The following is a 25,864-nucleotide window of genomic DNA, read 5'->3' as shown; positions in this document are numbered from 1 at the left end:
TGTGCTGCGCGTGGGTGCGTCAATGCCGCAGGCAGCATGCAGCGGCTTGGTCTTCGGCAAAGCGGCATGCTAAAAACCGCACAATCCGGAGACCATCGATGAACAAGTTCACCCCCGCCAAGCCAGCCGGCGCGCGTAGCGTCGACGAGATCACCGGCAGCCGACGCCTGCGCCGCATGCGCAAGGCCGACTGGTCGCGCCGCCTCGTGCAGGAAAGCAAGCTGAGCGTCGACGACCTGATCTGGCCGATCTTCATCATCGACGGCGAGAACCGCCGCGAAGCCATACCGGCCATGCCCGGTGTGTTCCGTCTTTCGGTCGATCTCGCGGTCAAGGAAGCGGAGCGCGCGGCAAAGCTCGGCATTCCCGCACTTGCGACCTTTCCGAATGTCGACATGGGCCTGCGCGACCAGACGGGTTCGCACATCCTGGAGCCCGACAACCTGATCAATCGCACGACCCGCGCCATCAAGGCGGCGGTGCCCGAGATCGGCATCATCACCGATGTCGCGCTCGACCCCTTCACCAGCCATGGCCATGATGGCATCCTGCGCGACGGCATCATCGTCAACGACGAGACGGTCGCCCAGGTGGCGGCCGCAGCCGTGCTGCAGGCCGCCGCCGGCGCTGATATCATCGCCCCCTCCGACATGATGGATGGCCGCATCGGCGCGATCCGCGACGCGCTCGACGACAACGGCTTCCAGGACGTGGCGATCATGTCCTATGCGACCAAGTTCGCCTCGGCCTTCTATGGCCCCTATCGCGAGGCGATCGGCACGCAGGGCCTGCTCAAGGGCGACAAGAAGACCTACTATCTCGACCATGCCAATGCCGACGAGGCCATGCGCGAGGCCGAGCAGGACCTGGCGGAGGGCGCCGACATGCTGATGGTCAAGCCCGGCCTGCCCTATCTCGACATCATCCACCGGCTCAAGCAAGAGTTCCGCGTGCCGACCTTCGCCTACCAGGTGTCGGGCGAGTATTCGATGATCAAGGCCGCCGGTGCCAATGGCTGGATAGACGGTGAGAAGGCGATGCTGGAAAGCCTGCTGGCCTTCAAGCGCGCCGGCTGCGACGGCATCCTGACCTATTTCGCGCCCGAGGTGGCGGAGATGCTGAAGGGCTGAACTCCCTCCAAGCATGACGGATACCCATAGCGTTTCTTGAATCCGTCGTAGCAATTCCCATCTGAATACGTGCGCGGGCACGCTCGCCCGCCATAGAGGAAACAATGACCGCACGCGTTCTGGACGGCGAAATCATCACCAGCAGGCTCGACGACGTCAGGGCCTATGACGGGGTGCGGACGCGGCGGATACTGGCGTTCTGCGTCGACTACTTGATCGTCGGCCTTTTGATGATCCCCTTCGCCATCATCATCTTCTTTCTCGGCATCCTGACGCTTGGCCTTGGCTGGGCGCTTTTCGGTCTCCTATTCCCGCTGGTGGCGATCATGTATGTGTGGTCGACGCTGGGCGGCCCGAACCAGGCGACGACAGGCATGCGCATGATGGGTATCCGGCTCGACCGCCTCGACGGGAGGCCGGTCGACGGCATGCTGGCCGTGGTTCACTCGGTGCTTTTCTGGGCCGGCAACGTGGTGCTGACGCCGCTGATCCTGCTGGTGACGCTGTTTTCGGACCGCAAGCGCACTCTGCACGACCTGCTTCTCGGCACTGTGGTGAGCCGCAGCGACCGCTGAAATGAGCAGAAACCGAGTCAAAACCTGCGCTTGCGCCAAAATGTGAAGGCAAAATACCCACTTGCCTTCACATTCATGTTGAAATTTTCGCCGCCAAGGCCAAGCTAGGGGTGTTCGTGGGGAGTCTTCCTGACGCGCAATGACGCAGCATCCTACCCATTCTCCGCAATTCTTCCTGACGGCGCCGTCTCCCTGCCCCTATCTTGAGGGTCAGTTCGAACGGAAGGTGTTTACCCATCTTGTCGGCGACAAGGCGCCTGAAATGAACGACCTGCTGACGCAGGGCGGTTTCAGGCGGTCGCAGAACATTGCCTACCGACCGGCCTGCGAGACCTGCCGAGCCTGTGTTTCGGTCCGCATCCTGGCGCAGGAGTTCCTGCCGACACGCAACATGCGGCGGGTGATCGATCGAAATTCCGATCTTATCGGCGCCATGCACGACGCAGAGCCGTCGACCGAGCAATATTCGCTGTTCCGCTCCTATCTCGACGCTCGCCACCGCAGGGGCGGCATGTCCGACATGACCGTGCTCGACTATGCCATGATGGTCGAGGACACCCATGTGGACACCAAGGTGATCGAATATCGCCGCCGTGGCCCCGACAGCTTCATCACCGGCAAGGGTCAAGGCGAGTTGATGGCGGTTGCGCTGACCGACAAGATGGCCGACGGCCTGTCGATGGTCTATTCCTATTACAACCCGGAAATGGACGAGCGGTCGCTTGGCACCTTCATGATCCTCGACCATATAGCCCGGGCGCGCGCCATGGGCCTGCCCCACGTCTATCTTGGCTACTGGGTCAACGGTTCGCGCAAGATGAACTATAAGGTGCGCTTCACGCCGCAGGAGCATCTCGGCCCCAAGGGCTGGGAACGTTTCGAAGGCTAGAGCTGAACAGTCCGGCCCGTTTTCCACGCTGCCGTCGACCATCTGGCAGAGGGAAACGTGGCGGGCATGCAATCCAATCATTCCAAGGGACTGTTGCTGACCGGGATTGGCGGGCTGGCGCTGACCGTCGACATTCCTCTGATTAAGCTTGCCGCCGGCAACAGTTGGTCGATCCTGATGACACGCAGCGGCGTGACATTCCTTGCGGCGATCGTGATCTGGTCCATCTGGCGTTCGTTCGATCGCAACGCGCCGAAACTCATTCCCGGCAAGGCTGGCCTTGTGGTGGCGAGCCTCTACGGCATCGGCTCGGTGACGTTCATCACCGCCGTCTACAACACGTCTACGGCAAACCTGGTGTTCATCCTCGCCTTCAACACGGTCTTCGCGGCCGCGCTGTCGTGGATATTCCTGCGTGAGAAGCCACGCCCCGCAACCATGCTGGCAATGCTGTTCATGGTCGGCGGCGTTTTGATCATCGTCGGCGGTTCGATCGGCACCGGCCATCTGTTCGGCGACTTCATGGCGGTCTGCTCGGCGTTCTGCATCGCCTCCGCCATCACCATCTCGCGGGCCAGCGGCAAGGACATGGGCTTCACGGCACTTGTCGGCGTGCTTTTCCCCTGTCTGGTTGCGATGTTCATGGTGTCGAAGACAGGCTTCCAGATCGACGCGCCGTGGTGGATCATCTTCAACGGCGCGGTGATAATGCCGATCTCGTTCTTCTGTCTCGCCAATGGCCCGAAATATCTGTCTGGACCGGAGGTCGCGATGTTCTACCTGCTGGAGACGGTGCTGGCGCCAATCTGGGTGTGGATGATCTTTGCCGAGGTGCCGACGACCAACAGCCTGATCGGCGGCGCGATCCTCATCGTCACGCTGGTTGCCCATTCAATCTGGCAGCTTTCCGAAAGCCGCAAGCGCCGCTTCGGCGCCGCCCTCCAGCAGGCGGCTTAACCCAGGCTCAGCCAGCCTGGGTACGCTTCTGCTGGGTTTCGTCCCGCGGCGGCTCGAGCGCCCGGGGTGCCTCGCCTTCCAGCGGGGCGTTGGCGGCAATCAGGGTCGCCTCGTCGGACAATTCGATCTCACGGATCCATTCGCGCCAGATGGCGACCAGCAGCGCCATCAGCACGGGGCCGATGAACAGCCCCAGGAAACCCATCGTCTTGACGCCGCCGATCAGGCCGAAAAAGGTCGGCAGGAACGGCAACTTGATCGGGCCGCCGACCAGCTTTGGACGCAGGGTCTTGTCGACAATGAAGAGTTCTATCGAGCCCCATGCGAACAGGGCTACGCCTGCCACGGGCGAGCCGCTGGCGACCAGGTAGATCGACACCAGGGTGAAGGCCAGCGGCGCGCCTCCGGGAATCAGAGCCATGAAGCCGGTGAGCACGCCAAGCGTGACTGGCGAGGGTACGCCGGCAATCCAGTATGCGACGCCCAGCACCACGCCTTCGCCGATGGCGATCAGTGTCATTCCCGTGACTGTCGCGCTGATCGTCTTGGGCACGACGCGCGAGATGCGCTCCCAGCGCATCGGCAGGATGCGCTCGCCGAGACGGTCGAGCTGGCCGACGAAATGCTCGCCATCGCGATAGGTGAAAAACAGTGCAATCAACATGAACAGCAACGTCAGCAGAATGCCGAAGGCGCTGCCGCCGGCGGCGAGCACGCCGCGATAGATGGTGCCTATGTTGGCGCCGCTGACGATCTGGATCAGTTCGCCGATCGAGCCGGGATGGCCGATGTAGCGCGTCCACTGCTCGTTCAGCCATTCGCCCGCTATGGGCAAATTGGCGATCCACAGAGGCGTCGGCGCGCCATGCCGGTTGGTGTCTACGGCCCAGCTGAACCATTCGCGGATTTCATTGATGGCGTAGGTCGAGGCGAACGAGATCGGCACCACGAGGAAAGCGATGATGAACAGCAGCGCCAGCGTGGCGCCGATGGTCCTGTTGCCATCAACGGCGACCAGCAAACGCCGATAGAGCGGCCAGCTGGCAAAGGCGATGACGAGCGCCGCAAGCACCGGCACGAGGAAGCCGTGGAAGAAGTAGATGCCCGCCGCAACGATCAGAACCAGAAGCCAGCGCGCCGCCGACAATGGCGGTACAAGGGCTGCCCGCAGAGGCGTCGCCGGGCCGAGCAATCTCGGTTCGCGTTCTGGTTTGCGTGGGTCTTTCGCGTTCAAGGGCCTTGATCTCCTCGGCCCTGCAGTGGACCCGTGTTGCACGCCCGGCGACAGCAAGGTCGCCGGTGCGAGGATCATAGTGCCTTATACATCGCCACGCACGAAAACTTTGTGACCGGGCTTAAGTCCCGTGCCATCAGCCGAAGCGGCCGGTGCGCGGGAAGCCCTTGGGCACCATGCGGCCGGCGGTCGCGCGCGTGCCGATCCATTCCATCAGCTCTTCACGCGTCCGTGTGAAGGTGCGCTCGGCCGAATCCTGCCATGTGAGGCCAGCCTCCATGGCGAAAGTCTTCAGGTCGAGCACCCCGCCATCCTTGTATTTCTGCAGGCGGACACCCTTGCCGCGGGTCATCTCGGGGATTTCCTGCAAGGCAAACACAAGCATCTTGCGGTTTTCGCCGACGATGGCGACGTGATCGCCGGCCAGCGGCACGCACAGCTTGGCTTCATCCGGTGTCTTGATGTTCATCACCTGCTTGCCCTTGCGGGTGTTGGCGACGACCTCTTCCTCTGGCACCACGAACCCATTGCCTTCGTAGCTGGCCAAAAGCAGTTTGCGCTTGGGATCGTGGACAAAGGCAGTGACGATGTCCTGGTCGTTTTCCATGTCGACGATGATGCGGATCGGCTCGCCGTGGCCGCGGCCGCCCGGCAGTCGGTCGGCGCCGATGGTGTAGAATTTTCCGCCCGTGGTGAAGACCAGAATCTTGTCTGTCGTCTGGGCATGGAAGGCGAGCTTGAGGCTGTCGCCCTCCTTGAAGGACAGCTGCGAGAAGTCGGCGAGATGCCCCTTCATCGCTCGCAGCCAGCCTTTTTCGGAGACGACGACCGTCACCGGCTCCTTCTCGATCATCGCGTGCTGGATGTCGGTCAGGTCGTGGTCGGGCGCATCGGTGAACCTGGTGCGTCGGCGGCCAAGCTCGGTCTCAGGTCCGTAATGCTCGCGAACCTGGCTCACTTCCCACTTGATGGTCGCCCACTGCTTGGTGTCGGATGCCAGCAGCGCTTCGATCTGCTTCTTCTCGGTGCTGAGTGCGTCGTGCTCTTTGCGGATCTCGAATTCCTCGAGCTTGCGCAACGCCCTCAGGCGCATGTTGAGGATGGCCTCGGCCTGATTGTCGGTCAGGTCCCAGCGCGCCATCATGGCACGCTTGGGCTCATCCTCCTCGCGGATGATGCGGATGACCTCATCGATGTTGAGATAGGCGATCAGGTAGCCGCCGAGGATTTCCAGCCGCTTCTCGATCTCGCCGAGGCGGAACTTCGAGCGGCGGACCAGCACCTCGCGGCGGTGGTCGAGCCATTCGCGCAGCACGCTCTTCAGCGACAGCACGTTCGGCACCTTGCCGCGCGACAAGACATTCATGTTGAGCGGGAAGCGGCTTTCAAGCTCGGTGAGCTTGTAGAGCGATTCCATCAACAGGCCCGGATCGACCGTTCGGCTCTTGGGCACCAGGACGACGCGGATGTCTTCAGCACTTTCGTCGCGGATGTCTTCAAGCAAGGGCAACTTGCGGGCGATCAGCAGCTCGGCGATCTTTTCGATCAGCCGCGCCTTCTGCACACCATAGGGGATCTGGGTGACGACAATGTTCCAGGTGCCCCTGCCCTGATCCTCCTGCTCCCACATGGCGCGGACGCGGAAGCCGCCGCGACCGGTCTCATAGGCATTGACGATGGTCGCCCAGTCGTCATCGATGCTGCCGCCGGTGGGGAAATCGGGACCGCGCACCTTGCAAGCAAAGCGCTGCTCGGGATCGTCCTTGATACGGTCCCACTCGCCCGGCGAGGTCATCAGGTCGGTGACCGAGGCTTCGGGATTGTCTATGAGGTAGAGGGCAGCACTGCACAGCTCGGCCGCATTGTGCGGCGGGATCGACGTCGCCATGCCAACCGCGATGCCGGACGAGCCATTGGCGAGCAGGTTGGGGAACGCGCCCGGCAGGACGACAGGCTCTTCGTCCTCCTCGTTATAGGTCGGGCGGTAATCGACCGCGTCCTCGGTGATGCCTTCGAGCAGCGAGACCGACACCTCGGTCATGCGCGCTTCGGTGTAGCGCATCGCAGCAGCGCTATCGCCATCGATGTTGCCGAAGTTGCCCTGCCCGTCGACGAGCGGATAGCGGACCGAAAAATCCTGCGCCAGGCGCACCAGCGCGTCATAGATAGACTGGTCGCCATGCGGGTGGAACTTGCCCATGACCTCGCCGACGATGCGGGCGCATTTGGCAAAGCCCTGGTCCGGGTTGAGCCTGAGCAGCCGCATGGCATGCATGATGCGGCGATGAACCGGCTTCAGCCCGTCGCGCACGTCGGGCAGCGCCCGATGCATGATGGTCGACAGCGCATAGGCGAGATAGCGCTCTTCGAGCGCCTTCTTGAGGTCGACCGGTTCGATGTTGTCACTGCCGCCAGCAGGCGGCACAAGCCCTTTTCCCATGGGGTTTGGACTAACGGAACGGGCGATTCGCAGCAAGCCTTGTCGGCAAAAGCAAGGGCGGATGGCGCCCGGATGCGACAAATTTCTCCGCTCGCTAAAGTAGCATTCTCTGGATCAGCGGCTCATTCACCATTTTTACGCGTGTTGCATTGCAGCGATTGCCTTTTTCGCCGAATTGCGGCCATTGTCGCCACGGTGCCTTCTTCCAGTCCAGTTCGTGACGGACGAAAGGCGAAACGATTCCTCACAGTCTCAGGGAACCATGATGACGCAACACCGCTCTGCATTCCGCAAGCTCGCACTTACAACCTTTCTCGTGGCCTTGCCGCTGCATGGCGCATTTGCGCAGGACGCCACGGCGGTCGCCGAGCGGCTGAAAGGCCTGATGGCCCTGCAGAACGTGACCCTCGGCTGGAGCGGCGTGTCCGGCGACGCATCCGAGATGGTGCTCGAAGGCACCACGATCACGGTGGCGGGCGAGGACAAGCCCTTCGAAATCGGTAAGCTGACGCTCAGCGGGGTCACTGAGGAGAATGGCGGCTACAAGATCGAGACGATCAGCACCGAGCCGTACAATCTCAACAAGGACGGTGCGACGGTCGACGTGAGCGAGTTCACGCTCGGCAACGTTTCGCTGCCGGCAGAAGGCTCCACCGAGCCGCTCGGCTCCATCATGATGTACGAGACGGCGGCACTCGAGAATGTCAGCATCAAGGTCGGCGACAAGCAGGCCTTCCAGATGAGCAACTTCGAGGCCCAGATCACGCCGCCGAAGGATGGCAAGGCGATGGACTTCACCGGCGGCGCCGAGAAGTTCACGGCCGATCTCAGTCTCGTCGAGGACCCCAAGTCCAAGGAAGTGATCGACGCTCTCGGCTATCAGGCGATCAGCGGCAGCTTCGACATGGCCGGCACATGGCAGCCGACCGACGGCAACATGGCGCTGACCAAGTACGACATCACCGTCGACAACGCCGGCACGCTGGGCATGACCTTCGACCTCGGCGGCTACACGCTGGCCTTCCTGAAGTCGGTGCAGGACCTGCAGAAGCAGATGGCTGCCCAGCCTGAGGGTGCCGACAATTCGGCCCAGGGCCTGGCCATGCTCGGCCTGATGCAGCAGCTGACCTTCAACGCGGCAACGGTGCGCTTCGACGACGACTCGATCACCAACAAGGTGCTCGACTACGTCGCCAAGCAGCAGGGCATGACGGCCAAGGACATTGCCAACCAGGCCAAGGCGATCGTGCCGTTCATGATGATGGAGCTCAACAACGCCGAGCTGACGAAGCAGGTGACGGACGCCGTGACGGCCTATCTAGACGACCCGAAGTCGCTCGAGATCGCGGCCAAGCCCGGTTCGCCGGTTCCGTTCGCGCTGCTGGCCGCCAACGGCATGGCCAACCCGAAGGAACTGCCGAACACGCTCGGCCTCACGGTCAAGGCCAACCAGGACTGATCCTGGCTGCTCCAGCCTGAAACGAAAAAGCCCGGCAACGATGCCGGGCTTTTTTGTAGTGACTTTATCGAGTCGAAAGAGTCGCTTGCGCTGATGTCTTAAGCTTCTTTCTTGGCCACAGCGACGCGCAGCGACAGCTCGCGCAGCTGCTGCGGCGTGGCTTCGGCCGGAGCGTTCATCAGCAGATCCTGCGCCTGCTGGTTCATCGGGAACAGCGTCACTTCACGCAGGTTCTTTGCCCCGACGAGCAGCATGATGACGCGATCGACACCGGCCGCCATGCCGCCATGCGGCGGCGCGCCGTACTGGAAGGCGCGGTAGAGGCCGCCGAACTGCTCTTCGACCTCTTCGCGCGTCTTGCCGGTCAGTTCGAACGCCTTGACCATCAGCTCGGGCAGCTGGTTGCGGATCGAACCGGATGCGATTTCGAAGCCGTTGCAGACCATGTCGTATTGATAGGCCTTGATGGTCAGCGGGTCCTGGTTGGTCAGCGCATCCAGGCCGCCCTGCGGCATTGAGAACGGGTTGTGGGCGAAGTCGATCTTCTTTTCGTCTTCCAGCCATTCGTAGAACGGGAAGTCGATGATCCAGCAAAGCTCGAAGCGGTCGCGGTCGACGAGGTTCAATTCCTCACCTGCGCGCGTGCGCGCGGCACCTGCAAACGAGACGAACTTCTTGGGGTCGCCAGCAACGAAGAATGCCGCGTCACCATCCGACAGGCCAAGCTGCTGGCGGATCGCCTCAGTGCGCTCTTCGCCGATGTTCTTGGCAATCGGACCTGCTCCCTCGAGCTTGTCGCCTTCCTTGCGCCAGAAGATATAGCCGAGGCCTGGCTGGCCCTCGCTTTGCGCCCAGGCGTTCATGCGGTCGCAGAATGCACGGCTGCCGCCTGTTTTGGCCGGGATCGCCCAGACTTCAACCTTCGGGTCCGAGGCGATCATGCCCGCAAAAACCTTGAAGCCCGAGCCATCGAAATGCCTGGTGACTTCCTGGATCTCGATAGGGTTGCGCAGGTCGGGCTTGTCGCTGCCGTAGGTGCGCAGCGCCGTGTCATAAGGAATGCGCCGGAATTTCTGGGTGACCGGCTTGCCGTCGGCAAACTTCTCGAACACGCCGCGCATCACCGGCTCCATCGTGTTCCAGACGTCTTCCTGGGTCACGAAGCTCATTTCGAGGTCGAGCTGATAGAATTCGCCCGGCAGGCGGTCGGCGCGCGGGTCTTCGTCGCGGAAGCACGGCGCGATCTGGAAATAGCGGTCAAAGCCAGCGACCATCAACAGCTGCTTGTACTGCTGCGGGGCCTGCGGCAGCGCGAAAAACTTGCCCGGATGGATGCGGGACGGCACCAGGAAGTCGCGAGCGCCTTCCGGCGACGAAGCCGTCAGGATCGGCGTCGAATATTCGGTGAAGCCTTCGGCGCCCATGCGGTTGCGCATTTCGGCGATGATCTTGGTGCGCGCGACAATGTTCTTGTGCAGCGTTTCACGACGCAGGTCGAGGAAGCGGTACTTGAGGCGGATGTCTTCAGGATATTCCGGCTCGCCGAACACCGGCAGCGGCAATTCCTTGGAAACCGACAGCACCTCGATTTCCTTGGCGAAGACTTCGATCTCGCCGGTCGGCAGGTTGCCGTTGACGGCCTCGGCCATGCGCGCCTTGACCTCGCCATCGACGCGGATGACCCACTCGCCGCGCACGGTCTCGGCGACCTTGAAGGCGGGCGAATCAGGATCGGCGACGATCTGCGTCAGGCCATAATGATCGCGCATGTCGATGAACAGCAGGCCGCCGTGGTCGCGGACGCGGTGCACCCAGCCGGACAGGCGGACGGCGGAGCCGACGTCGGATTTCCTCAATTGTGCGCAGGTGTGGCTGCGGTAACGGTGCATGGCAAAGTTCCGGTTCGGGCTATTGTTGCGCGGCGCCGTCAGCGCCTGATGCGCCGGGGCCTAAAATTCGCGCGAAAAGCGCATGCGTACCCGGCTTTGTCAAGGTAAAGCGGTTTTTAGACCGCCTTAGAGTGGGGTCAAAACCGCTTCTTGAGCCACACCCTGGAATGACCGACCGGATAATCGTCGATGCGGCCGAACTCCTCATATCCCTGCCGCTTGTAGAACTCCGGCGCCTGGAACGTATACGAATCGAGATGGATGCCGATGCAGCGGCGCTGGCGGGCTTCTTCCTCTGCTTTGGCAAGAAGCTGCGTGCCGAGGCCACTGCCGCGATGCTGAGGTCCGATCCACAGCCACTCGACGAACAGCCAGGTGTATTCTGACGAGCCCTTGAGGCCGCCTGCGACCATGCCCTGGCCGTCGCGGGCGACGATCCACAGATCCTGGTCGTTGTGCGGCCCGGCCGCCTTGTGGTTGTAGGCATTAAGCCCGTCGCCGATGAGGCTTGCGGTTTCGCTGTCGATGCTCGTGCTGACGGTCAGCGTGGTCATATCAGGCTCCCTGCGCTCTGAGGGCGGGAGCGCAAGCTATCCGCTACCTGAAAGCCAAGGTTGGCGCAGCCGACGAAATATGTCGCACCAGTGACGGTAAGACGTTGACCGGTCGGGGTAACTGTAGCCAAGTCAGGTTTTTGTCGCGCTGTCGAATGTACTCCATACGCCCCCTGATCCCCCTTCTCATCACGGCTGGCATCTTGCTGGGCGGCAACGGCCTGCAGGGTACGCTGATCGCATTGCGCGGCGCCCAGGAAGGCTTCACGCCCGCAACCATCGGGCTGATGGGAACGGCCTATTTCATCGGCTTCCTTTTGGGCTGCATCTTCATCACCCGGATGATGAAGGCCGTCGGCCACGTTCGCGCCTTCGCCACCCTTGCAGCCATCGCCGCGGCCGCGACGCTGACGCTGGTGCTGATCATTGATCCGTTCATGTGGTCGCTGATCCGCTTCACCACCGGATTCTGTTTTGCCGGGCTGTTCACCGTAATGGAAAGCTGGCTCAACTCCGGCGCCTCCAACCACGACCGCGCCCGGGTGCTGGCGATCTACCGCATCATCGACATCGGCTCGGTAACGGGCGCGCAGTTCATGATCCCCGTCTTTGGCGCAGGCGGCTTCACCATCTTCGCCATCATGTCGATCATGATCACGCTGTCGCTGGTGCCGGTGTCGCTCGGCGACCGCTCCAACCCGACACCGCCCGAAGACGTCAAGCTCGACCTCAAGCGCGCCTGGCAGATTTCACCGCTGGGTGCGGTGGGTTGCATCTTCGTCGGCATCACCAACAGCGCCTTCCGCACGATGAGCCCGATCTATGCCGAGCAGATCGGCATGTCGGTGACGGACGTCGTCACCTTCGTCAGCGTCGGCATCATCGGCGGCGCGCTGATCCAGTACCCGCTCGGCTATCTGTCAGACCTGTGGGACCGGCGGCTTGTGCTGCTCGTCACCACCGCCGGTGCCATGATCTCGGCGCTGATGCTCGTTTTCCTCGCCGGCAACTCGACGATTGCCAATTTCGCGCTCGTCTTCGTCTTCGGCTCGTTTGCGATGCCGCTCTACTCGCTGTCGGCAGCACACGCCAACGACCGGGCCGAGAAAGGCGAGTTCGTACTGGTGAACGCAGCGCTGATGCTGTTCTACTCGGTGGGGGCGATTGCCGGACCGCTGGTCGCCTCGCTGTTCATGGAACGCTATGGGCCGCATTCGCTGTTTGCATTCGCCGCCAGCATCTATCTCATCTTCATCGTCGTCATCGCCTATCGCATGGGCGCGCGCTCGCCGGTGCCCGCAGGGCATCGCAGCCGATTCTTCGCCCTCTTGAGAACATCGCCGATTTTTGCGCGTTTTGCCGGCCGCACAGGCAATGGCAACGATTCAAACGCCGTCTAACCGTCGGACGGCGCGACGAACGCTTGACGAATGGGCGCGTGGCTGAAATGGAAAGACAACGCGTTCTGACCAAAGCAATATTATGCATGTAATAACGACCCAGGAAGAACTCGAAACTGCCGTAGCCGCGCTCGAAAAATCCAATTTCGTTACGGTCGACACCGAGTTCATTCGCGAAACCACTTTCTGGCCCGAGCTCTGCCTGATTCAGATGGCGGCACCCGGCGTGTCGGCGCTTGTCGACCCCCTGGCGCCCGGCCTCGATCTTGCGCCGTTCTTCCGGCTGATGGGCAACGAAGCGGTGACCAAGGTGTTCCATGCCGCCCGGCAGGACATCGAAATCATCTTCCACCTGGGCAATCTCATTCCGCACCCTGTCTTCGACACCCAGGTGGCGGCGATGGTCTGCGGCTTCGGCGACAGCGTCTCTTACGAACAGATCGTACAGAAGGTGACGGGCGGGCGCATCGACAAGTCGTCGCGCTTCACCGACTGGCGACACCGCCCGCTGTCGGAAAAGCAGCTCGACTATGCGCTGGCCGATGTCACCCATCTCATCGGCGTCTACGAGCACCTGAAGACCGAGCTGGAGCGCGAGAACCGCGCCCATTGGCTGAACGAGGAGATGGAGGTCCTGACCTCCCGCGATACCTACGACCCGCATCCCGAGGATGCCTGGAAGCGGCTGAAGATGCGGCTGCGCAAGCCACAGGAGCTCGCCATCGTGCAGGCGGTTGCCGCCTGGCGCGAGCGCGAGGCGCGCGATCGCAACGTGCCCCGCGGCCGCGTGCTCAAGGATGACGCCATCTACGAGATCGCCCAGCAGGCGCCGCGCGACGCCACCGCACTTTCCCGTCTGCGCACCACGCCCAAGGGCTGGGAACGCTCGTCGCCGGCAGCGTCATTGCTTGCCGTGGTCAACGCGGCACTCGACATTCCGCGCGACCAGATGCCCCGCCTGCCCAAGACGTTCCAGCCGCCGGAAGGCTCGAGCGCCGCAGCCGAACTGCTCAAGGTCCTGCTCAGGCTGGTTTCCGAGAAGGAAGGCGTGGCGACCAAGGTGCTTGCCTCGGGCGACGACATCGACCGGATCGCCGCCGAAGGCGAAGCCGCCGACGTGCCAGCCCTGCAGGGCTGGCGCCGTGCCGTGTTCGGCGAATCTGCGCTCCGGCTGGTGCGCGGCGAGATCGCAATCAAGTTCGACAAGCGCCGCATCGCGATTTTCGACATCGAGGGCTGAGGCGCAGAGCCTCGCCCCTCCTCTTCCTAGACTGCGCCTGCGAGGTGCAGCGCAAACCAGATCCACAACAACGCCAGCAGCGCTGCGCCGAGGATGAATGCCCGGCTGCGGAACTTGACCCTGTTGGTGGTCAGGTGGAACCAGGCATGCGCATAGCGCGTCGTTACGAACAGCCAGGCCAGAACGAGCGCGACATAAGACACGCCTGACGTCATGTAGAGCGACAGGCAGGCGGCGTAGAAGAGCACCGGCAATTCGAACTGGTTGATGATGTTGTTGGCGGCGGTGATGCTCGATTCGGGCTCGGCAGCGCGCGTCTTGAACTGATTGATGCGGGCCTCGCCCGAGCGGACCGCGTTCCGGCGCCGCGCCGAAAGCACGCCATAGACGATATAGACCAGCAAGACTTGCGCAAGCATGGGCCAGAAGATGGCAGTTTGGTTCATCAGTTTTCCTCGGATCAGCGATCTATTTCAGGTTAAGCTCAAGCATTGCATGCCCGCTGTGCTTAATGGAGAATTTACAGGTTTCGGCTGAATCTTTCCCAACGCAGTTCAATGATCGACCGAACATGATGCTTCCGGCAACTGCCAATCGTTATCAGCCTGCCCTGACCGTCATTCAGTCGGCAACCTACGCACGCGAGCGCGCGATGCGCGAGGACGTTCGGGGTTCGGGCTTGGCGCCGCTCAACGGAATGGCACCGGCAACGCCGGCGCGTCCAAAGGACATGCAGGCGATCAACGAACACTATTTCGGCATCAGTCTGACGCCGATGGAAGCAATGTTCGCAATGGTCGAGAGGGCCGTCGACTATCTCAACGGCAAGATGGGTGTCGGCCGTGACGGCGATCCAAAGGCCGTCGAGGAAGGCAGCAGCTGGCGCGACAAGGCTCTGATCAAGAGTATCGGCGTCGGCTCGCAGGACGATTTTTCGATCCCGAAACCCGGCGAGAACGGCGTCACCTTTCGTGCCGTCGCCAAGCTCGTCCTCGAAAAATTCAAGACCGAGTTTCTGGCAAGCGACAGCGGTCTCAGGAAGATGCTTGAGGATGCCATTGGCTTCCGCCTCGGCGGCATGAACGTCGTCGACCTCTTCGAAGCATTCGCCGAACCTGAAGGCGAGTCCGCAAAAAGGGTCTACGAGGCGGTATCGGAAGGGCTTGCCGGCCAGGCCGGCAGCAAGGCGTCGCAACGGTTGGAAGCAGTCACTTGGGGAGCCAAGTCGGTCGAAGAGACGCTCGTTGGCCAGAAGAAATCCTCGATCGACGTCGTTGACGAGGAAACGACCGCCGAGGATTTGAAGGCCATCGAGACCGCCGAAGCCAAGGAAAAGCTCGAGGAAGCGGCAGCCATTCCGGAGAAAGTCCAGAAGGCACTGAAGGAAGCCCAGGCGAGCAAGGAACCGTCGGGCGCGGACGGTTCACAGGCGGCACGGGCCATTGTCCAGGCACTGAGCGGCATAAGTGGAGCCGCATCCTCTTGGCAGACTGCGCCCGTCGAGGATGGCCACGAGCCGGATCTGGACCTGACGGCCATGTCCCTGGACGCCGCCAGGAAGGACCGCAACGAACGCACTAGGGGCGAAACCCTGCGCGGGTTGCTTGCCCACTACCTCGAGTTCATCGACGGATCGGTCTCCGAGAAGAAGCAGAAAATCTCGATACGGCTGTGAGCCGATCAGCTGGCCCCGTGGCTTCCGAGGTCAGCTGAATTCGGCCGCGCTCGCCTCGCCGCCAGGACAAGGGCCGCGATTGTAATGACCGGCACCGCCAGGAATGCAAACTTGACGACGATCAGACCGGATGCGAGCGCCATCGCCTCGGCACCAGCCGATGGCGGGTCGGAGAGGATGCGCGCGACGACGAGGTTCTGGGCGTAATCCGATATCGTGTAAGGCAGCACCAGAACCAGCGCGAGGGTTGCCCGCAGGCGATCAGACAGGGTTGAAAAGCGCGGCAGGCGATCTCCTGACTTGAGGATCAGACTGACCAGCGTGGCCGACAGCAATGTCGGGAAGACCAGATCGAAGGTAAGGTAATGCCAGACCAGGATGGTCTCGGCGCCGGGGCGACCGAGGCCCGCCACCCAGGCAAAGCCCTCGCTCTCGGAAAAACCCCAGAACCGGAGATCGAGCGACGACATGCCGCCGCTCAATCTGCGGAAGTAGAGGAACTCCAGCATCGTCATGGCGGCGAAGACCGCCGCCGAGGCGAAGCTGAGTGCGGCTGCGTGTCGGCGCAGCCTGAGGATCGTTTGGATCACGCGCCGCCCGGGTAGTTCGGGCTTTCGCGGGTGATGGTCACGTCATGGGCGTGGCTTTCGCGCAAGCCGGCATTGGAGATGCGCACGAAGGTAGCGCGCTGGCGGAAGTCCTCGAGATCGCGGCCGCCGACATAACCCATGGCCGCCTTGAGGCCACCGGCGAGCTGGTGCAGCACGCCTGCAACCGGGCCCTTGTAGGGGACCTGGCCCTCGATCCCCTCGGGCACGAGCTTGAGCGTGTCGCGCACCTCGGCCTGGAAGTAGCGGTCGGCCGAACCGCGCGCCATGGCGCCCACCGAACCCATGCCGCGATAGGCCTTGAAGGAGCGGCCCTGGTGCAGATAGACCTCGCCCGGGCTCTCGTCGGTGCCAGCCAGCAGCGAGCCGATCATGGCCGCTCCAGCGCCTGCGGCGAGTGCCTTGGCGAGATCGCCCGAGAACTTGATGCCGCCGTCGGCCACCACAGTGACATTCGACTTCTGCGCCGCTTCCACCGCCGACATGATCGCCGAAAGCTGCGGCACGCCGACGCCGGCGACGATGCGGGTGGTGCAGATCGAGCCGGGGCCGATGCCGACCTTGACCGCATCGGCGCCCGCGTCGATCAGCGCCTGGGCGCCCTCGGCGGTTGCGACATTGCCGGCCATGATGCGGACCGAATTCGAGATCTTCTTGGCGCGGGCAACGGCGTCGAGGACGCGCTGCGAATGGCCGTGGGCCGTGTCGATGACCAGAAGGTCGACACCTGCATCGATCAGGCGCTCGGCACGCTCGAAGCCGTCATCGCCGACGCTGGTGGCGGCGGCAGCACGCAGGCGGCCCTGCGAATCCTTGGTGGCATTGGGGTTGAGCTGCGACTTCTCGATGTCCTTGACAGTGATGAGACCGACGCAATTGCCCTGCTTGTCGACGACCAGCAGCTTTTCGATGCGGTGCTTATGCAGGAGGCGCTTCGCCTCTTCCTGATCGACGTTCTCCTTGACCGTGATCAGGTTCTCGCGCGTCATCAGCTCGTAGACCTTCTGGGCGGGGTCCGAAGCGAAACGCACGTCGCGATTGGTGAGGATGCCGACCAGACGGCCGGTCTTCTGACCGCCGGTGCCACCGTTCTCGACGACCGGAATGCCCGAAATCGTATAGTGGCGCATCAAGGACAGCGCGTCGGCGAGCGTGGCATCCGGCCCGATGGTGACCGGGTTGATGACCATGCCCGATTCGAACTTCTTGACCTGGCGGACCTGCTCAGCCTGCTCGGCCGGCGTGAAATTGCGATGGATGACGCCGATGCCGCCGGCCTGGGCCATGGCAATGGCGAGGCGCGCCTCGGTGACCGTGTCCATGGCGGCCGAGATGATCGGCACGTTGAGGTCGATATCACCGGCGATGCGGGTGCGGATATCTGTCTCGCCGGGCATGACTTCCGAATGACCGGGCTGCAGCAGCACGTCGTCAAAAGTGAGCGCCAGCGCGCCGGTGGAGGATTCGATGATTTTCGCCATGGCCACTCCTTACATATGTGCAGAAAAGGGAATGCGAAAAAGGGCGCTGGAACCAAAGGTATGCAGCGCCGACTCCTCAATTTCCCTTTCAGGATTGGCGCTGGCTGGTAACACGTCTTCGCGCCAATGAAAAGCGCGCGTTGCAGGCCAATCGACGCAGCAGGGATCGCCACCGCTTGCGCCGACTCACTTTTTTGGCAAGGTGCTCAGAGTGGCATTCAGCCTGGAATTGCAGGGGACAAAGCAACATGAACGACATGTCAGGCCCGCTGCCGGCTGCCGTGCCAAGTCTCGCAATGCACCGTGAGCCATTCAGCTTCACGGGTACCCCACGCGAATATTTCGGTATCTGGATCGTCAACGTGCTTTTGACGATCCTCACACTTGGCATCTACTCGGCATGGGCCAAGGTGCGCCGCCAGCGTTACTTCTATGGCAACACGCATCTTGCCGGTGCCACCTTCGACTATCACGCGTTGCCATGGCGCATCCTTGTCGGGCGCATCATCGTCGTTGCGATGCTGGTCAGTTACAACGTCGTCGTGAACTTCTTCCCTGTGTTCGGCCTGCTCGTGTTCGCGATCTTCTTGTTTGCGATCCCCTGGTTCATCATGCGCGGGCTGCGCTTCAACGCGCGCGTGACGAGCTATCGCAATGTCCGCTTCGATTTCACCGGCGGATATTGGGGGGCTTTCATGGCCTATATTGTCGGCGGCCTGCTTATCTATCTCTCCGCCGGGCTGCTCACGCCCATCTCTTCGCGCTGGATGTGGCACTACATGCTCGGCAACCTGCGTTATGGCGGGCGGCCAATCGAGTGCGATCCCCGGCTGAACAAGCTCTACGGCCAGATGTGGCTGCCGGCGTTCATTCTGATCGGCGGAGGCATAATCGGCTTCGGCATCGTGATGGCGATCCTGATGTCGGGAAGACTACCTGAAATCGACAGCGCAAATCCCAGCGGCTGGTCGATCGGGATGATGGTGGTCACCCTGTATGTCGCAATGATCCCGCTGTTCCTGGTGGTCATGCTGGCCGGCCTGATCTATCGCGCCGGCGTCCGCAATGTCGTCTTCAACGAAACCGTCATCGATGGGCGGCACATGCTGGCCTCGTCCATCGGCCGCGGGCGCTTTGCCTGGATCTCGATCAGCAATCTCTTCGCCACGTTGTTCACCCTCGGCCTCGCCCGGCCATGGGCGGCGATCAGGATGGCGAGCTACATGGCGACGGTGACCGCACTCGACACGACCGGGTCGCTGGACGCCTATGCCAGCGACCTGCAGAACGCAGGTACAGCGACAGGTTCCGAATTCCTTGATGTAGAGGGGTTCGACCTTGGCTTCTGAACAGGCGCCCGTCGCCGGCCTTTGGCGGAAAGCGGGAGAAGCCCGAGCCGTCGATGCGCGACTGGCGATTGCCGCCGATGGCACGACCTCCGTCACCGACGGCGCGGGCACTGTGCTTGCCTGGGGCGCATTTCAGGGCACCAAGGTGTCCGATCGCGTCGGCTCGATCCCCCGGAAGATCACCTTCCCCGGCAGCGGCGTGTTCGAGACATCAGACAATGACGGCATCGACCGGCTTGTCGGGCGCCACGCGAAAGGTCCTGTCGGTTTCATCCACCAGTTGGAGCGGTTCCGCCCGCGGCTGATCGCCTTCGTGCTTGCAACCGTCCTGCTTGGTGCCGCAGTCTATCGCTACGCCGTGCCGCTGCTGGTCGAGGTCGCCGTTGCGGTCACCCCACCTGCGGTCAGCACCCTGATGAGCAAGGGCACGCTGGCCTCGCTCGACCAGGCGATCTTCGAGCCGAGCAAGCTCAGCCCTGAACGCCAGAAGTCACTCAGCGACGGCTTTGCCGAACTCGTCGCGCTGACGGACGAGCCGGCGTCGAAGCGTCCCGCCTATTCGCTCAACTTTCGCGCCGGCGGTCCCATCGGGCCAAATGCCTTTGCCCTGCCCGATGGAACCGTGGTCCTGACCGATGAGCTGGTGGAGCTGGCGGGCGCGGACAACGACATGATCCTTGGTGTGCTCGGACACGAGATCGGCCATGTCGACCACAGGCACAGCCTGCGTCAGCTTTATCGTGCGGCAGGCGTTACGGCACTTATCATGCTGATCGGCGGCGACATCGGTTCGGGAACCGAAGACATCATGGTCCAGGGCGCGGCCTTGCTCAGCCTGTCTTACTCGCGCGACGCCGAGACCGACGCCGACCGTTTCAGCGTGGAGCTCATGCACAAGGCCGGCAAGGACCCCGCCGCCATTGCCCGCTTCTTCGAACTTTTGCGTAACAAGCTCGGCGATCACGCCGAAGGCAACTTTCTGTCAACACACCCTGCAACCCCGGAACGCATCGCCGAAACACAACGTTATGCCCGCGAGATTACCGCCTCGAACTGACTGGCCCGAGCAGCAACCGGCCCTGGCAGCGGACACGTTGGCATTTCCGTGATAGCCCACCAATCGGCCAGCCAGCCGTTGCCCAGAGTAGCTCAATGTCGAGTGCATCCATAAACCGAACCACCCCGCTCATTCTCGCGGTTGCATTGTTCATGGAGAACATGGACTCGACCGTGATCTCCACGTCGCTGCCGGCGATCGCCACCGACATCGGCACAAGCCCGATTGCGCTGAAGCTGGCACTCACCGCCTATCTCGTCTCGCTCGCCATCTTCATTCCGATCAGTTCGTGGATGGCCGACCGCTTCGGCGCCAAGCGTGTGTTCCGCGTGGCAATCGGCGTGTTCATGGTCGGCTCGATCGCCTGTGCGCTGTCAAACTCGCTGGGCGCCTTCGTGCTGGCGCGCTTCCTGCAAGGAATGGGCGGCTCGATGATGACGCCGGTGGCGCGTCTGGTGCTCGTGCGGACGACCGAAAAGAGCGGACTTGTCTCGGCGATGGCGACGCTGACGATCCCTGCTCTCATCGGCCCGTTGGTCGGGCCGCCCGTGGGCGGCTTCATCACCACCTTCTTCGCCTGGCACTGGATCTTCTTGATCAATATCCCGATCGGCATCGTCGGCATCTGGCTGTCGGGGCGCTTCCTGCCTGAAATTCCGCCGGAGCCGACGCAGCCCGTCGATGTCAAAGGCTTCTTCCTGTCGGCGATTGCGGCATCGGGCATCGTCTTCGGCCTTTCGGTCGTCAGCCTGCCGGCGCTGCCGCCCGTCGTGGGAGCCATGACCATCAGCGTCGGCGTGGTCTGCGCCCTGCTCTACATCCAGCACGCGCGGCAGACGGCCTATCCGCTGCTCGATCTCAAGCTGTTCTCCAACCCGGTCTTCAGGACCGCCATCGTCGGCGGCTCGCTGTTTCGCATCGGCGTCGGTGCAACGCCCTTCCTGCTGCCGCTGCTGTTCCAGCTGGGCTTCGGGCTGACGCCATTCCAATCGGGCATGATCACCTTCGCCACCGCCGCGGGCGCGCTGTCGATGAAGTTCGTGGCGCCACGCATCCTACGCTTGATCGGCTTTCGCACCGTGCTGCTCGTCGCCTCGGGAGCGTCGGCCTGCCTGATTGCGATCAACGGCTTCTTCACCGCGCAGACGCCTTATCTGGTGGTGCTGTCGGTGCTGTTCCTGGCGGGCTTCCTGCGCTCGCTGTTCTTCACCTCGTCCAACGCCTTGGTATTCGCCGACGTGGAACCGGCCCAGAGCGGACAGGCAACGGCGATTTCGGCGGCGGCACAGCAGATCACGGTTGCCCTCGGCGTCGCCGTTGGCGGTGGCGCGCTGGAACTTTGGAGCCTGTTCACCGACCAGGCCATCGGCGGCGCCGGCTTCACCTTCGCCTTCCTGGTCATTGCCGTGATCACGGCAATGCCGATCCTGATGTTCGCGCGGATGGCGCCCGATGCCGGCGGCGCCATCTCAGGCCACCGCAAGTCCGAAATGCCGGCGGAAGAGCCGCAGCAGCTATGACTGTTCGGGTTCGCTGCGGCCCTTGAAGTCCTTGGCGAGCAGATAGAGTTCGGCCGATTCGTCACGCGATGCCGGCGGCTTGACGTGATGGACGGTGCGGAAGTTTTTCTTGAGCAAGGTCAGAAGATCGGCCTCGGTTCCGCCCTGGAACGTCTTGGCGAGGAAATGGCCACCTGGCTTAAGCACCGAAATGGCAAAATCGGCCGCCACTTCGCACAGATGCATCGTGCGGATGTGATCAGTGCGACGATGACCGGTCGTCGGCGCCGCCATATCTGACAATACCAGGTCGGGTGCGCCACCAAGCGCCTCCGACAGGCGAGCCGGAGCATCGTCGTCGAGGAAATCCATCAACAGGACGGGCGCGCCTGGAACGGCGTCCATCTCGAGATAATCGATGCCAACGACATGCGGGTTTTCGGCCGTCGAACTTGTGCGGGCTGCCGCCACCTGGCACCAGCCGCCGGGTGCGGCCCCGAGATCGATAACCTTCAGGCCCGGCTTGAGCAGATGGTGCTTGTCGTCGATCTCAATCAGCTTGTAGGCCGCGCGAGACCGATAACCATCCGCCTTCGAGCGCTGCACGTAAGGGTCGTTCATGTGGCGTTCGAGCCAGCGGCGCGACGATTCCTTGAGCCCGCTCTTCTTCTTGATCTTGGTCCGGAGAACGCGGGTCGCGCCTGCAGAAGTGCCTGACTTGGTCGGTTTCTTGGTCATCCGCGCTGTCCGCTCCGCCAGTTGCGCCGCCACACGCCGTCATCGGCCATCAGTTCGCTCAATATGCCCTCGCGCAGGCCGCGGTCGGCAACCCTGAGCCGCTCGGACGGCCATACGGCGCGAATGGCCTCAAGTATAGCGCAGCCTGCCAGCACAAGGTCAGCCCTGTCGGCGCCGATGCAGGGGTTGGCCACGCGCTCGTGAAAATCCCAGCCGAGCACCTTCTCGATCATGCGATCGACACTGGTGCCGTCCATCCACAGACCGTCGACACGTCGACGGTCGTAGCGTTCGAGTTCCAGATGCACGCCAGCCAGCGTGGTGACCGTGCCCGACGTGCCGAGCAGGTGGAATTTCGGGCTCGCGACGATGTGGCTGAGCCGGTCGCGCCCGTCGAAGGCATGCAGGCGGGCTGCAACATCGTCGACCATGGCGGCAAAAATCTCGCGCGTCACCGTGCGGCCGCCGAAACGCTCGGCGAGCGAGACGACGCCCACCGGCAGCGATGTCCAGGAGACGATGTGATTCGCAAGTCGCGGCGAGCGGTGCCGCGAGACGTCGATCAGCGCGATCTCGGACGATCCGCCGCCGATATCGAACAGCACGACGCCATCGGTGTCGCGCTCGACCAGCGAGCCACAGCCGGAGACGGCAAGCCGCGCCTCGGTCTGGCGGTCGATGATCTCGAGTTTCAGCCCGGCTTCGCGCTCGACGCGGTCGATGAACTCCTCACCATTCTCGGCCGAGCGGCAGGCCTCGGTGGCGATCAGGCGCGCCCGCCTGATCTTGCGGTTGCGCAGCTTGTCGCCGCAGATCTTGAGCGCCTCGATGGCCCGGTCCATGGCCGGCTTGCCCAGCCGCCCCGACGCCGAAAGTCCTTCGCCCAGCCGGACGATGCGCGAAAAGGCATCGATGACGCGGAATTGACCGGGTCGGCCAGGCACTGCCACCAGCAGGCGGCAATTGTTGGTACCGAGGTCGAGCGCGGCAAAGACAGGCAGGTCCGAGACCGCAGGCCGTCGCGGCAAATCGGATTGGGCGGGCTTTGCCGCAGGTTTCGGCTGAGTGGCCGGTGCTGTCGCAGACTTGCTCGGCACGGCATGTGCGGCCGCCGCGGCACCATCTCCAGCTGCCTGCGGCTGCGCGCCGTCGCGCGCAAAAACCTTGCGTCCGCGGCGGCGCTTACGCCTCTTCCTGGTCTTTTGCTGCGTGACATCCCCGTTGGCCTGGCCATTCTGCGGCCGCGCCGTGGCTTTGCGGCCACGTTGGGACCGCCCCGTGCCTTGCGGCGACGGACCATCCCCTGGGACACCCGCATCCGACGCGCCAGCGTCAGCTTCGCGGTCCTTCACCTTGCAATTTCCTTCCGGCGCCGCGCGAACCTTTCGGACGCTGCACGCGCATTTCATCTTGTGTTGAAAATGAGACTATCAGTGCCGGCCACGATCACCAAGGCCACGCCTGCGTATTTTTGCCGGCGCACCCTGTACTGCCCCTTTCCGCACAGAAAGCAACGCCTTGGGTTGAATAGCCGGCGTCGATCAGGCAAACCTCATACATGGGTCGCCCAAAGCGAGCGGCGATGCGGCCCAACGAGGGGAAGAAACGCAGGAGCGAAAGGAGCGGGCAAGCTCAACCGCATGAGAATCAAAGATTATATCTGGCCCGTCGTCGGGCTCGGCGCTGTCGCCGTATCTGCTTGGCTGCTCTATCACGAGTGGCGCGAAATCTCCCTCGAAGATGTCTGGAGCGGGCTTGAGGCCATCCCTGCGCATGGCTGGTTGTTGGCGGCGCTCAGTTCCATCGTCGCCTATGCTGCCCTTGCAGGCTACGACCACATCGCGCTGCTGCATATCGGCAAGCGCGTCTCCTGGTTCTTCGTCACCGTCTGTTCCTTCACCACCTATGCCCTGTCGCACAACATCGGCGGCTCGGTCTTTTCGGGGGCGGTCATCCGCTACCGGGCCTATGGCACAAAGGGGCTGACCGGCCAGGATGTCGGTGTGCTGGTGGCGATCTGCTGGTTCACCTTCGTCTTGTCCTCGGTGCTCGTCGGCGGCGTGGTGATCCTGATCGAACCCGGACTGCTCGACCGCTATACCGAAGGCAGCCACGAAGCCTGGTGGATCGCGCTCGGCATCGGCATGCTGGTGTTCGTCGCTGCCTATGTGTTCGGCAGCTGGCTGCATCTCAAGCCGCTGGCGATCGGCAAGTTCCGTCTGCACTACCCTGCCCTGCCGATCGTCGCGCGCCAGCTGATCATCGGCCCGCTCGAGATCGTCGCTGCCGCTGCGATCATCTATTTCGCCCTGCCGGCAGAAAACAATCCGGGCTTCCTGATCGTGCTCGGCATTTTCCTGTTCTCGTTTGCGGTGGCGCAGGCTTCGCATGCGCCAGGCGGCCTTGGCGTGCTCGAGGTCGTGTTCCTCACCGGCCTGTCGGAAATGGATCCGGCAGCTGTGCTTGCCGCCCTGCTCGTCTTCCGGCTGTTCTACCTCATCATTCCGCTGATCCTGGGCGTGATTGCGGTGCTCGGCTTCGAGCATTCGCAGTTCGGCCGGCGCGGCCGCGAGGGCGATGTGTGAAAATCAAAAATTGGCGCGTCTTGCGGGGTTGACTATTTTCCGGCTCCGGTTACAAGGCGCGCACCGGCGGCGTTGTTGATGACTGCGTCGCGGCCGAACTGAAGATCGGCCTCGTTGGGGAATAGGTTAACGGTAGACCCACGGACTCTGACTCCGTTAGTCCTGGTTCGAATCCAGGTTCCCCAGCCACTATTTCTCGTGACCAGCGCATTTTCTTGCAGGACAAGCCAGCGTCCCGCACTGTGTTGCAATCAAGTTTCCTTGATTTCGAGCCTCTTCGCCCGCGCACCGCTCCCAAACAGCAAGAAAGCCCTGGCAAGCAATTGCCGCGATAGCAGCTTACCGACCTTGTTCGCAGGCCTCAGCCTGATTGCCATTCCTTCCAGGAATGCAGTTGGTCACAGTCGCTATACGTAATGCCTTCACGGTGCTGATAGCGTCTCATCAATCCCGTTGACCGACGTAATCAAATGCCATCGCTTCAAAAACTGTTCGTCCTTATGAGGACCGTTACCGAATTGTTGGGCACCGGCACGCGTGAACGATATCATCCGGAGAAGCACTACATGCGTGGCCCTGGGCCTGCCGCCTTGCGCAAGACAAGGCCGGACGACACGCCGGTCCAACGCGGCACGACATCACGCCGGCAGGCATAAGAACCGCAAGAATTGCGGATTGCCAGCTGAGACTTTAGCAGCTTTCTGGGAAGTACTGACGGGTGGGCATTTATCTCCCGATAGCTGAGATGTCGGTCAATGTGTTCGTGCTGCTGGCGATGGGCGCGGCGGTCGGCTTCCTGTCGGGCATGTTCGGGGTCGGCGGCGGCTTCCTGATCACCCCGCTGCTGATCTTCTACAACATCCCGCCCGCCATCGCCGTCGCCACCGGCGCCAACCAGGTCATCGCCTCGTCGTTTTCGGGCGCGCTCGCCCATCTCAAGCGCGGCACCCTCGACTTCAAGCTCGGCACGGTGCTGCTCATAGGCGGCATCGCCGGCTCCGCTGCCGGCGGCGTCGTCTTTGCGCTGTTGCGCTCCATCGGCCAGCTCGACCTGTTCATCTCGCTGCTCTACGTCGTCTTCCTGGGCACCGTCGGCGGCCTGATG

The 25,864-nt window shown here is 62.7% G+C and carries 22 protein-coding genes and 1 tRNA gene; 14 read left to right on the top strand and 9 right to left on the bottom strand.

Translation table 11 applies throughout. The features are described 5' to 3' along the window. Window positions 1–98 precede the first annotated feature (98 nt). From hemB to NDO48_RS02605, 4 genes are all read left to right on the top strand, one after another. Entirely contained in the window at window positions 99–1,130 is a 1,032-nt protein-coding gene (hemB, locus tag NDO48_RS02620) for a porphobilinogen synthase (RefSeq protein ID WP_267320815.1), read from the top strand. Between the two features lie 104 nt (window positions 1,131–1,234). Continuing rightward, the gene (locus tag NDO48_RS02615) at window positions 1,235–1,705 is read left to right on the top strand and encodes an RDD family protein (protein WP_018427348.1); all 471 of its coding nucleotides are present in this window, start codon (window positions 1,235–1,237) and stop codon (window positions 1,703–1,705) included. Window positions 1,706–1,844: 139 nt separating this feature from the next. Further along, a complete protein-coding gene (locus NDO48_RS02610) occupies window positions 1,845–2,594 on the top strand; it encodes an arginyltransferase (protein ID WP_018427347.1) in 750 nt (249 codons plus the stop codon). 66 nt (window positions 2,595–2,660) lie between these two features. Next, a complete protein-coding gene (locus tag NDO48_RS02605; protein WP_018427346.1) occupies window positions 2,661–3,551 on the top strand; it encodes a DMT family transporter in 891 nt (296 codons plus the stop codon). A 7-nt stretch (window positions 3,552–3,558) separates the two neighbouring features. Here NDO48_RS02605 and NDO48_RS02600 read toward each other — a convergent pair whose 3' ends face one another. Continuing rightward, window positions 3,559–4,785 (bottom strand): AI-2E family transporter, encoded by a 1,227-nt coding sequence (locus NDO48_RS02600; RefSeq protein ID WP_026227056.1) that lies wholly within the window; start codon window positions 4,783–4,785, stop codon window positions 3,559–3,561. 136 nt (window positions 4,786–4,921) lie between these two features. Then, window positions 4,922–7,225, bottom strand: a complete 2,304-nt coding sequence (gene parC / locus NDO48_RS02595) for a DNA topoisomerase IV subunit A (RefSeq protein ID WP_018427344.1) — start codon at window positions 7,223–7,225, stop codon at window positions 4,922–4,924. Between the two features lie 265 nt (window positions 7,226–7,490). Here parC and NDO48_RS02590 point away from each other — a divergent pair, with 265 nt between their 5' ends. Beyond that, entirely contained in the window at window positions 7,491–8,684 is a 1,194-nt protein-coding gene (locus NDO48_RS02590; protein ID WP_026227055.1) for a hypothetical protein, read from the top strand. Between the two features lie 98 nt (window positions 8,685–8,782). Here NDO48_RS02590 and aspS read toward each other — a convergent pair whose 3' ends face one another. Both aspS and NDO48_RS02580 read right to left on the bottom strand, forming a co-directional pair. After that, window positions 8,783–10,573: an aspartate--tRNA ligase gene (gene aspS / locus NDO48_RS02585; RefSeq protein ID WP_267320814.1), complete on the bottom strand. Its 1,791-nt coding sequence runs from the start codon at window positions 10,571–10,573 to the stop codon at window positions 8,783–8,785. 137 nt (window positions 10,574–10,710) lie between these two features. After that, window positions 10,711–11,127, bottom strand: a complete 417-nt coding sequence (locus NDO48_RS02580) for a GNAT family N-acetyltransferase (RefSeq protein WP_267320813.1) — start codon at window positions 11,125–11,127, stop codon at window positions 10,711–10,713. Between the two features lie 155 nt (window positions 11,128–11,282). Between NDO48_RS02580 and NDO48_RS02575 the strand changes: the two genes are divergently transcribed. Both NDO48_RS02575 and rnd read left to right on the top strand, forming a co-directional pair. Beyond that, window positions 11,283–12,527, top strand: a complete 1,245-nt coding sequence (locus NDO48_RS02575; protein ID WP_018427340.1) for an MFS transporter — start codon at window positions 11,283–11,285, stop codon at window positions 12,525–12,527. Window positions 12,528–12,609: 82 nt separating this feature from the next. Next, window positions 12,610–13,767, top strand: coding sequence for a ribonuclease D (gene rnd, locus NDO48_RS02570; RefSeq protein WP_018427339.1), 1,158 nt, complete (start codon window positions 12,610–12,612; stop codon window positions 13,765–13,767). Window positions 13,768–13,793: 26 nt separating this feature from the next. On the opposite strand, the gene NDO48_RS02565 is transcribed toward rnd, so the two are convergent. Continuing rightward, the gene (locus tag NDO48_RS02565) at window positions 13,794–14,213 is read right to left on the bottom strand and encodes an MAPEG family protein (protein WP_018427338.1); all 420 of its coding nucleotides are present in this window, start codon (window positions 14,211–14,213) and stop codon (window positions 13,794–13,796) included. 125 nt (window positions 14,214–14,338) lie between these two features. Between NDO48_RS02565 and NDO48_RS02560 the strand changes: the two genes are divergently transcribed. Further along, window positions 14,339–15,442 (top strand): hypothetical protein, encoded by a 1,104-nt coding sequence (locus NDO48_RS02560; RefSeq protein ID WP_267320812.1) that lies wholly within the window; start codon window positions 14,339–14,341, stop codon window positions 15,440–15,442. Window positions 15,443–15,447: 5 nt separating this feature from the next. Here NDO48_RS02560 and NDO48_RS02555 read toward each other — a convergent pair whose 3' ends face one another. Both NDO48_RS02555 and guaB read right to left on the bottom strand, forming a co-directional pair. Continuing rightward, window positions 15,448–16,032, bottom strand: coding sequence for a hypothetical protein (locus NDO48_RS02555; RefSeq protein ID WP_267320811.1), 585 nt, complete (start codon window positions 16,030–16,032; stop codon window positions 15,448–15,450). Then, window positions 16,029–17,531 (bottom strand): IMP dehydrogenase, encoded by a 1,503-nt coding sequence (gene guaB / locus NDO48_RS02550; protein WP_018427335.1) that lies wholly within the window; start codon window positions 17,529–17,531, stop codon window positions 16,029–16,031. Before guaB ends, NDO48_RS02555 begins: the two co-directional genes overlap by 4 nt. 248 nt (window positions 17,532–17,779) lie before the next feature. On the opposite strand from guaB, the gene NDO48_RS02545 reads away from it, so the two are divergent. The 3 genes from NDO48_RS02545 to NDO48_RS02535 all read left to right on the top strand — a co-directional run bounded on the left by NDO48_RS02545 (window position 17,780) and on the right by NDO48_RS02535 (window position 21,457). Next, the gene (locus NDO48_RS02545; protein WP_267320810.1) at window positions 17,780–18,880 is read left to right on the top strand and encodes a YjgN family protein; all 1,101 of its coding nucleotides are present in this window, start codon (window positions 17,780–17,782) and stop codon (window positions 18,878–18,880) included. After that, window positions 18,870–19,937, top strand: coding sequence for a M48 family metallopeptidase (locus tag NDO48_RS02540; RefSeq protein ID WP_267320809.1), 1,068 nt, complete (start codon window positions 18,870–18,872; stop codon window positions 19,935–19,937). Before NDO48_RS02545 ends, NDO48_RS02540 begins: the two co-directional genes overlap by 11 nt. Window positions 19,938–20,032: 95 nt before the next feature. Next, a complete protein-coding gene (locus NDO48_RS02535; protein WP_081623453.1) occupies window positions 20,033–21,457 on the top strand; it encodes an MFS transporter in 1,425 nt (474 codons plus the stop codon). On the opposite strand, the gene NDO48_RS02530 is transcribed toward NDO48_RS02535, so the two are convergent. Both NDO48_RS02530 and NDO48_RS02525 read right to left on the bottom strand, forming a co-directional pair. Then, on the bottom strand, window positions 21,452–22,174 hold the full coding sequence (locus tag NDO48_RS02530) for an RlmE family RNA methyltransferase (protein WP_267320808.1): 723 nt from the start codon (window positions 22,172–22,174) through the stop codon (window positions 21,452–21,454). The genes NDO48_RS02535 and NDO48_RS02530 overlap by 6 nt on opposite strands. After that, window positions 22,171–23,583: a Ppx/GppA phosphatase family protein gene (locus tag NDO48_RS02525; RefSeq protein ID WP_416377173.1), complete on the bottom strand. Its 1,413-nt coding sequence runs from the start codon at window positions 23,581–23,583 to the stop codon at window positions 22,171–22,173. The genes NDO48_RS02530 and NDO48_RS02525 overlap by 4 nt, the downstream gene beginning before the upstream one ends. A gap of 231 nt (window positions 23,584–23,814) precedes the next feature. On the opposite strand from NDO48_RS02525, the gene NDO48_RS02520 reads away from it, so the two are divergent. From NDO48_RS02520 to NDO48_RS02510, 3 genes are all read left to right on the top strand, one after another. Continuing rightward, window positions 23,815–24,759 (top strand): lysylphosphatidylglycerol synthase transmembrane domain-containing protein, encoded by a 945-nt coding sequence (locus NDO48_RS02520; protein ID WP_267320806.1) that lies wholly within the window; start codon window positions 23,815–23,817, stop codon window positions 24,757–24,759. Between the two features lie 115 nt (window positions 24,760–24,874). After that, window positions 24,875–24,948, top strand: a tRNA-Gln gene (locus NDO48_RS02515). A 529-nt stretch (window positions 24,949–25,477) separates the two neighbouring features. Next, the coding region (locus NDO48_RS02510) for a sulfite exporter TauE/SafE family protein (protein ID WP_267320805.1) at window positions 25,478–25,864 on the top strand (387 nt) is incomplete at its 3' end.

It is taken from the genome of Aminobacter sp. MET-1, assembly GCF_026521175.1.
Classification (GTDB): Bacteria; Pseudomonadota; Alphaproteobacteria; order Rhizobiales; family Rhizobiaceae; genus Aminobacter.
This window is presented reverse-complemented; position numbering and strand designations above follow the sequence as displayed.

Coding starts and splice junctions, on each gene's coding strand:
- hemB (WP_267320815.1), top strand. CDS start 99: ATGAACAAGTTCACCCCCGCCAAGCCAGCCGGCGCGCGTAGCGTCGAC.
- NDO48_RS02615 (WP_018427348.1), top strand. CDS start 1,235: ATGACCGCACGCGTTCTGGACGGCGAAATCATCACCAGCAGGCTCGAC.
- NDO48_RS02610 (WP_018427347.1), top strand. CDS start 1,845: ATGACGCAGCATCCTACCCATTCTCCGCAATTCTTCCTGACGGCGCCG.
- NDO48_RS02605 (WP_018427346.1), top strand. CDS start 2,661: ATGCAATCCAATCATTCCAAGGGACTGTTGCTGACCGGGATTGGCGGG.
- parC (WP_018427344.1), bottom strand. CDS start 7,225: ATGGGAAAAGGGCTTGTGCCGCCTGCTGGCGGCAGTGACAACATCGAA.
- NDO48_RS02590 (WP_026227055.1), top strand. CDS start 7,491: ATGACGCAACACCGCTCTGCATTCCGCAAGCTCGCACTTACAACCTTT.
- aspS (WP_267320814.1), bottom strand. CDS start 10,573: ATGCACCGTTACCGCAGCCACACCTGCGCACAATTGAGGAAATCCGAC.
- NDO48_RS02580 (WP_267320813.1), bottom strand. CDS start 11,127: ATGACCACGCTGACCGTCAGCACGAGCATCGACAGCGAAACCGCAAGC.
- NDO48_RS02575 (WP_018427340.1), top strand. CDS start 11,283: ATGTACTCCATACGCCCCCTGATCCCCCTTCTCATCACGGCTGGCATC.
- rnd (WP_018427339.1), top strand. CDS start 12,610: ATGCATGTAATAACGACCCAGGAAGAACTCGAAACTGCCGTAGCCGCG.
- NDO48_RS02565 (WP_018427338.1), bottom strand. CDS start 14,213: ATGAACCAAACTGCCATCTTCTGGCCCATGCTTGCGCAAGTCTTGCTG.
- NDO48_RS02560 (WP_267320812.1), top strand. CDS start 14,339: ATGATGCTTCCGGCAACTGCCAATCGTTATCAGCCTGCCCTGACCGTC.
- guaB (WP_018427335.1), bottom strand. CDS start 17,531: ATGGCGAAAATCATCGAATCCTCCACCGGCGCGCTGGCGCTCACTTTT.
- NDO48_RS02545 (WP_267320810.1), top strand. CDS start 17,780: ATGAACGACATGTCAGGCCCGCTGCCGGCTGCCGTGCCAAGTCTCGCA.
- NDO48_RS02535 (WP_081623453.1), top strand. CDS start 20,033: ATGTCGAGTGCATCCATAAACCGAACCACCCCGCTCATTCTCGCGGTT.
- NDO48_RS02530 (WP_267320808.1), bottom strand. CDS start 22,174: ATGACCAAGAAACCGACCAAGTCAGGCACTTCTGCAGGCGCGACCCGC.
- NDO48_RS02525 (WP_416377173.1), bottom strand. CDS start 23,583: ATGAAATGCGCGTGCAGCGTCCGAAAGGTTCGCGCGGCGCCGGAAGGA.
- NDO48_RS02520 (WP_267320806.1), top strand. CDS start 23,815: ATGAGAATCAAAGATTATATCTGGCCCGTCGTCGGGCTCGGCGCTGTC.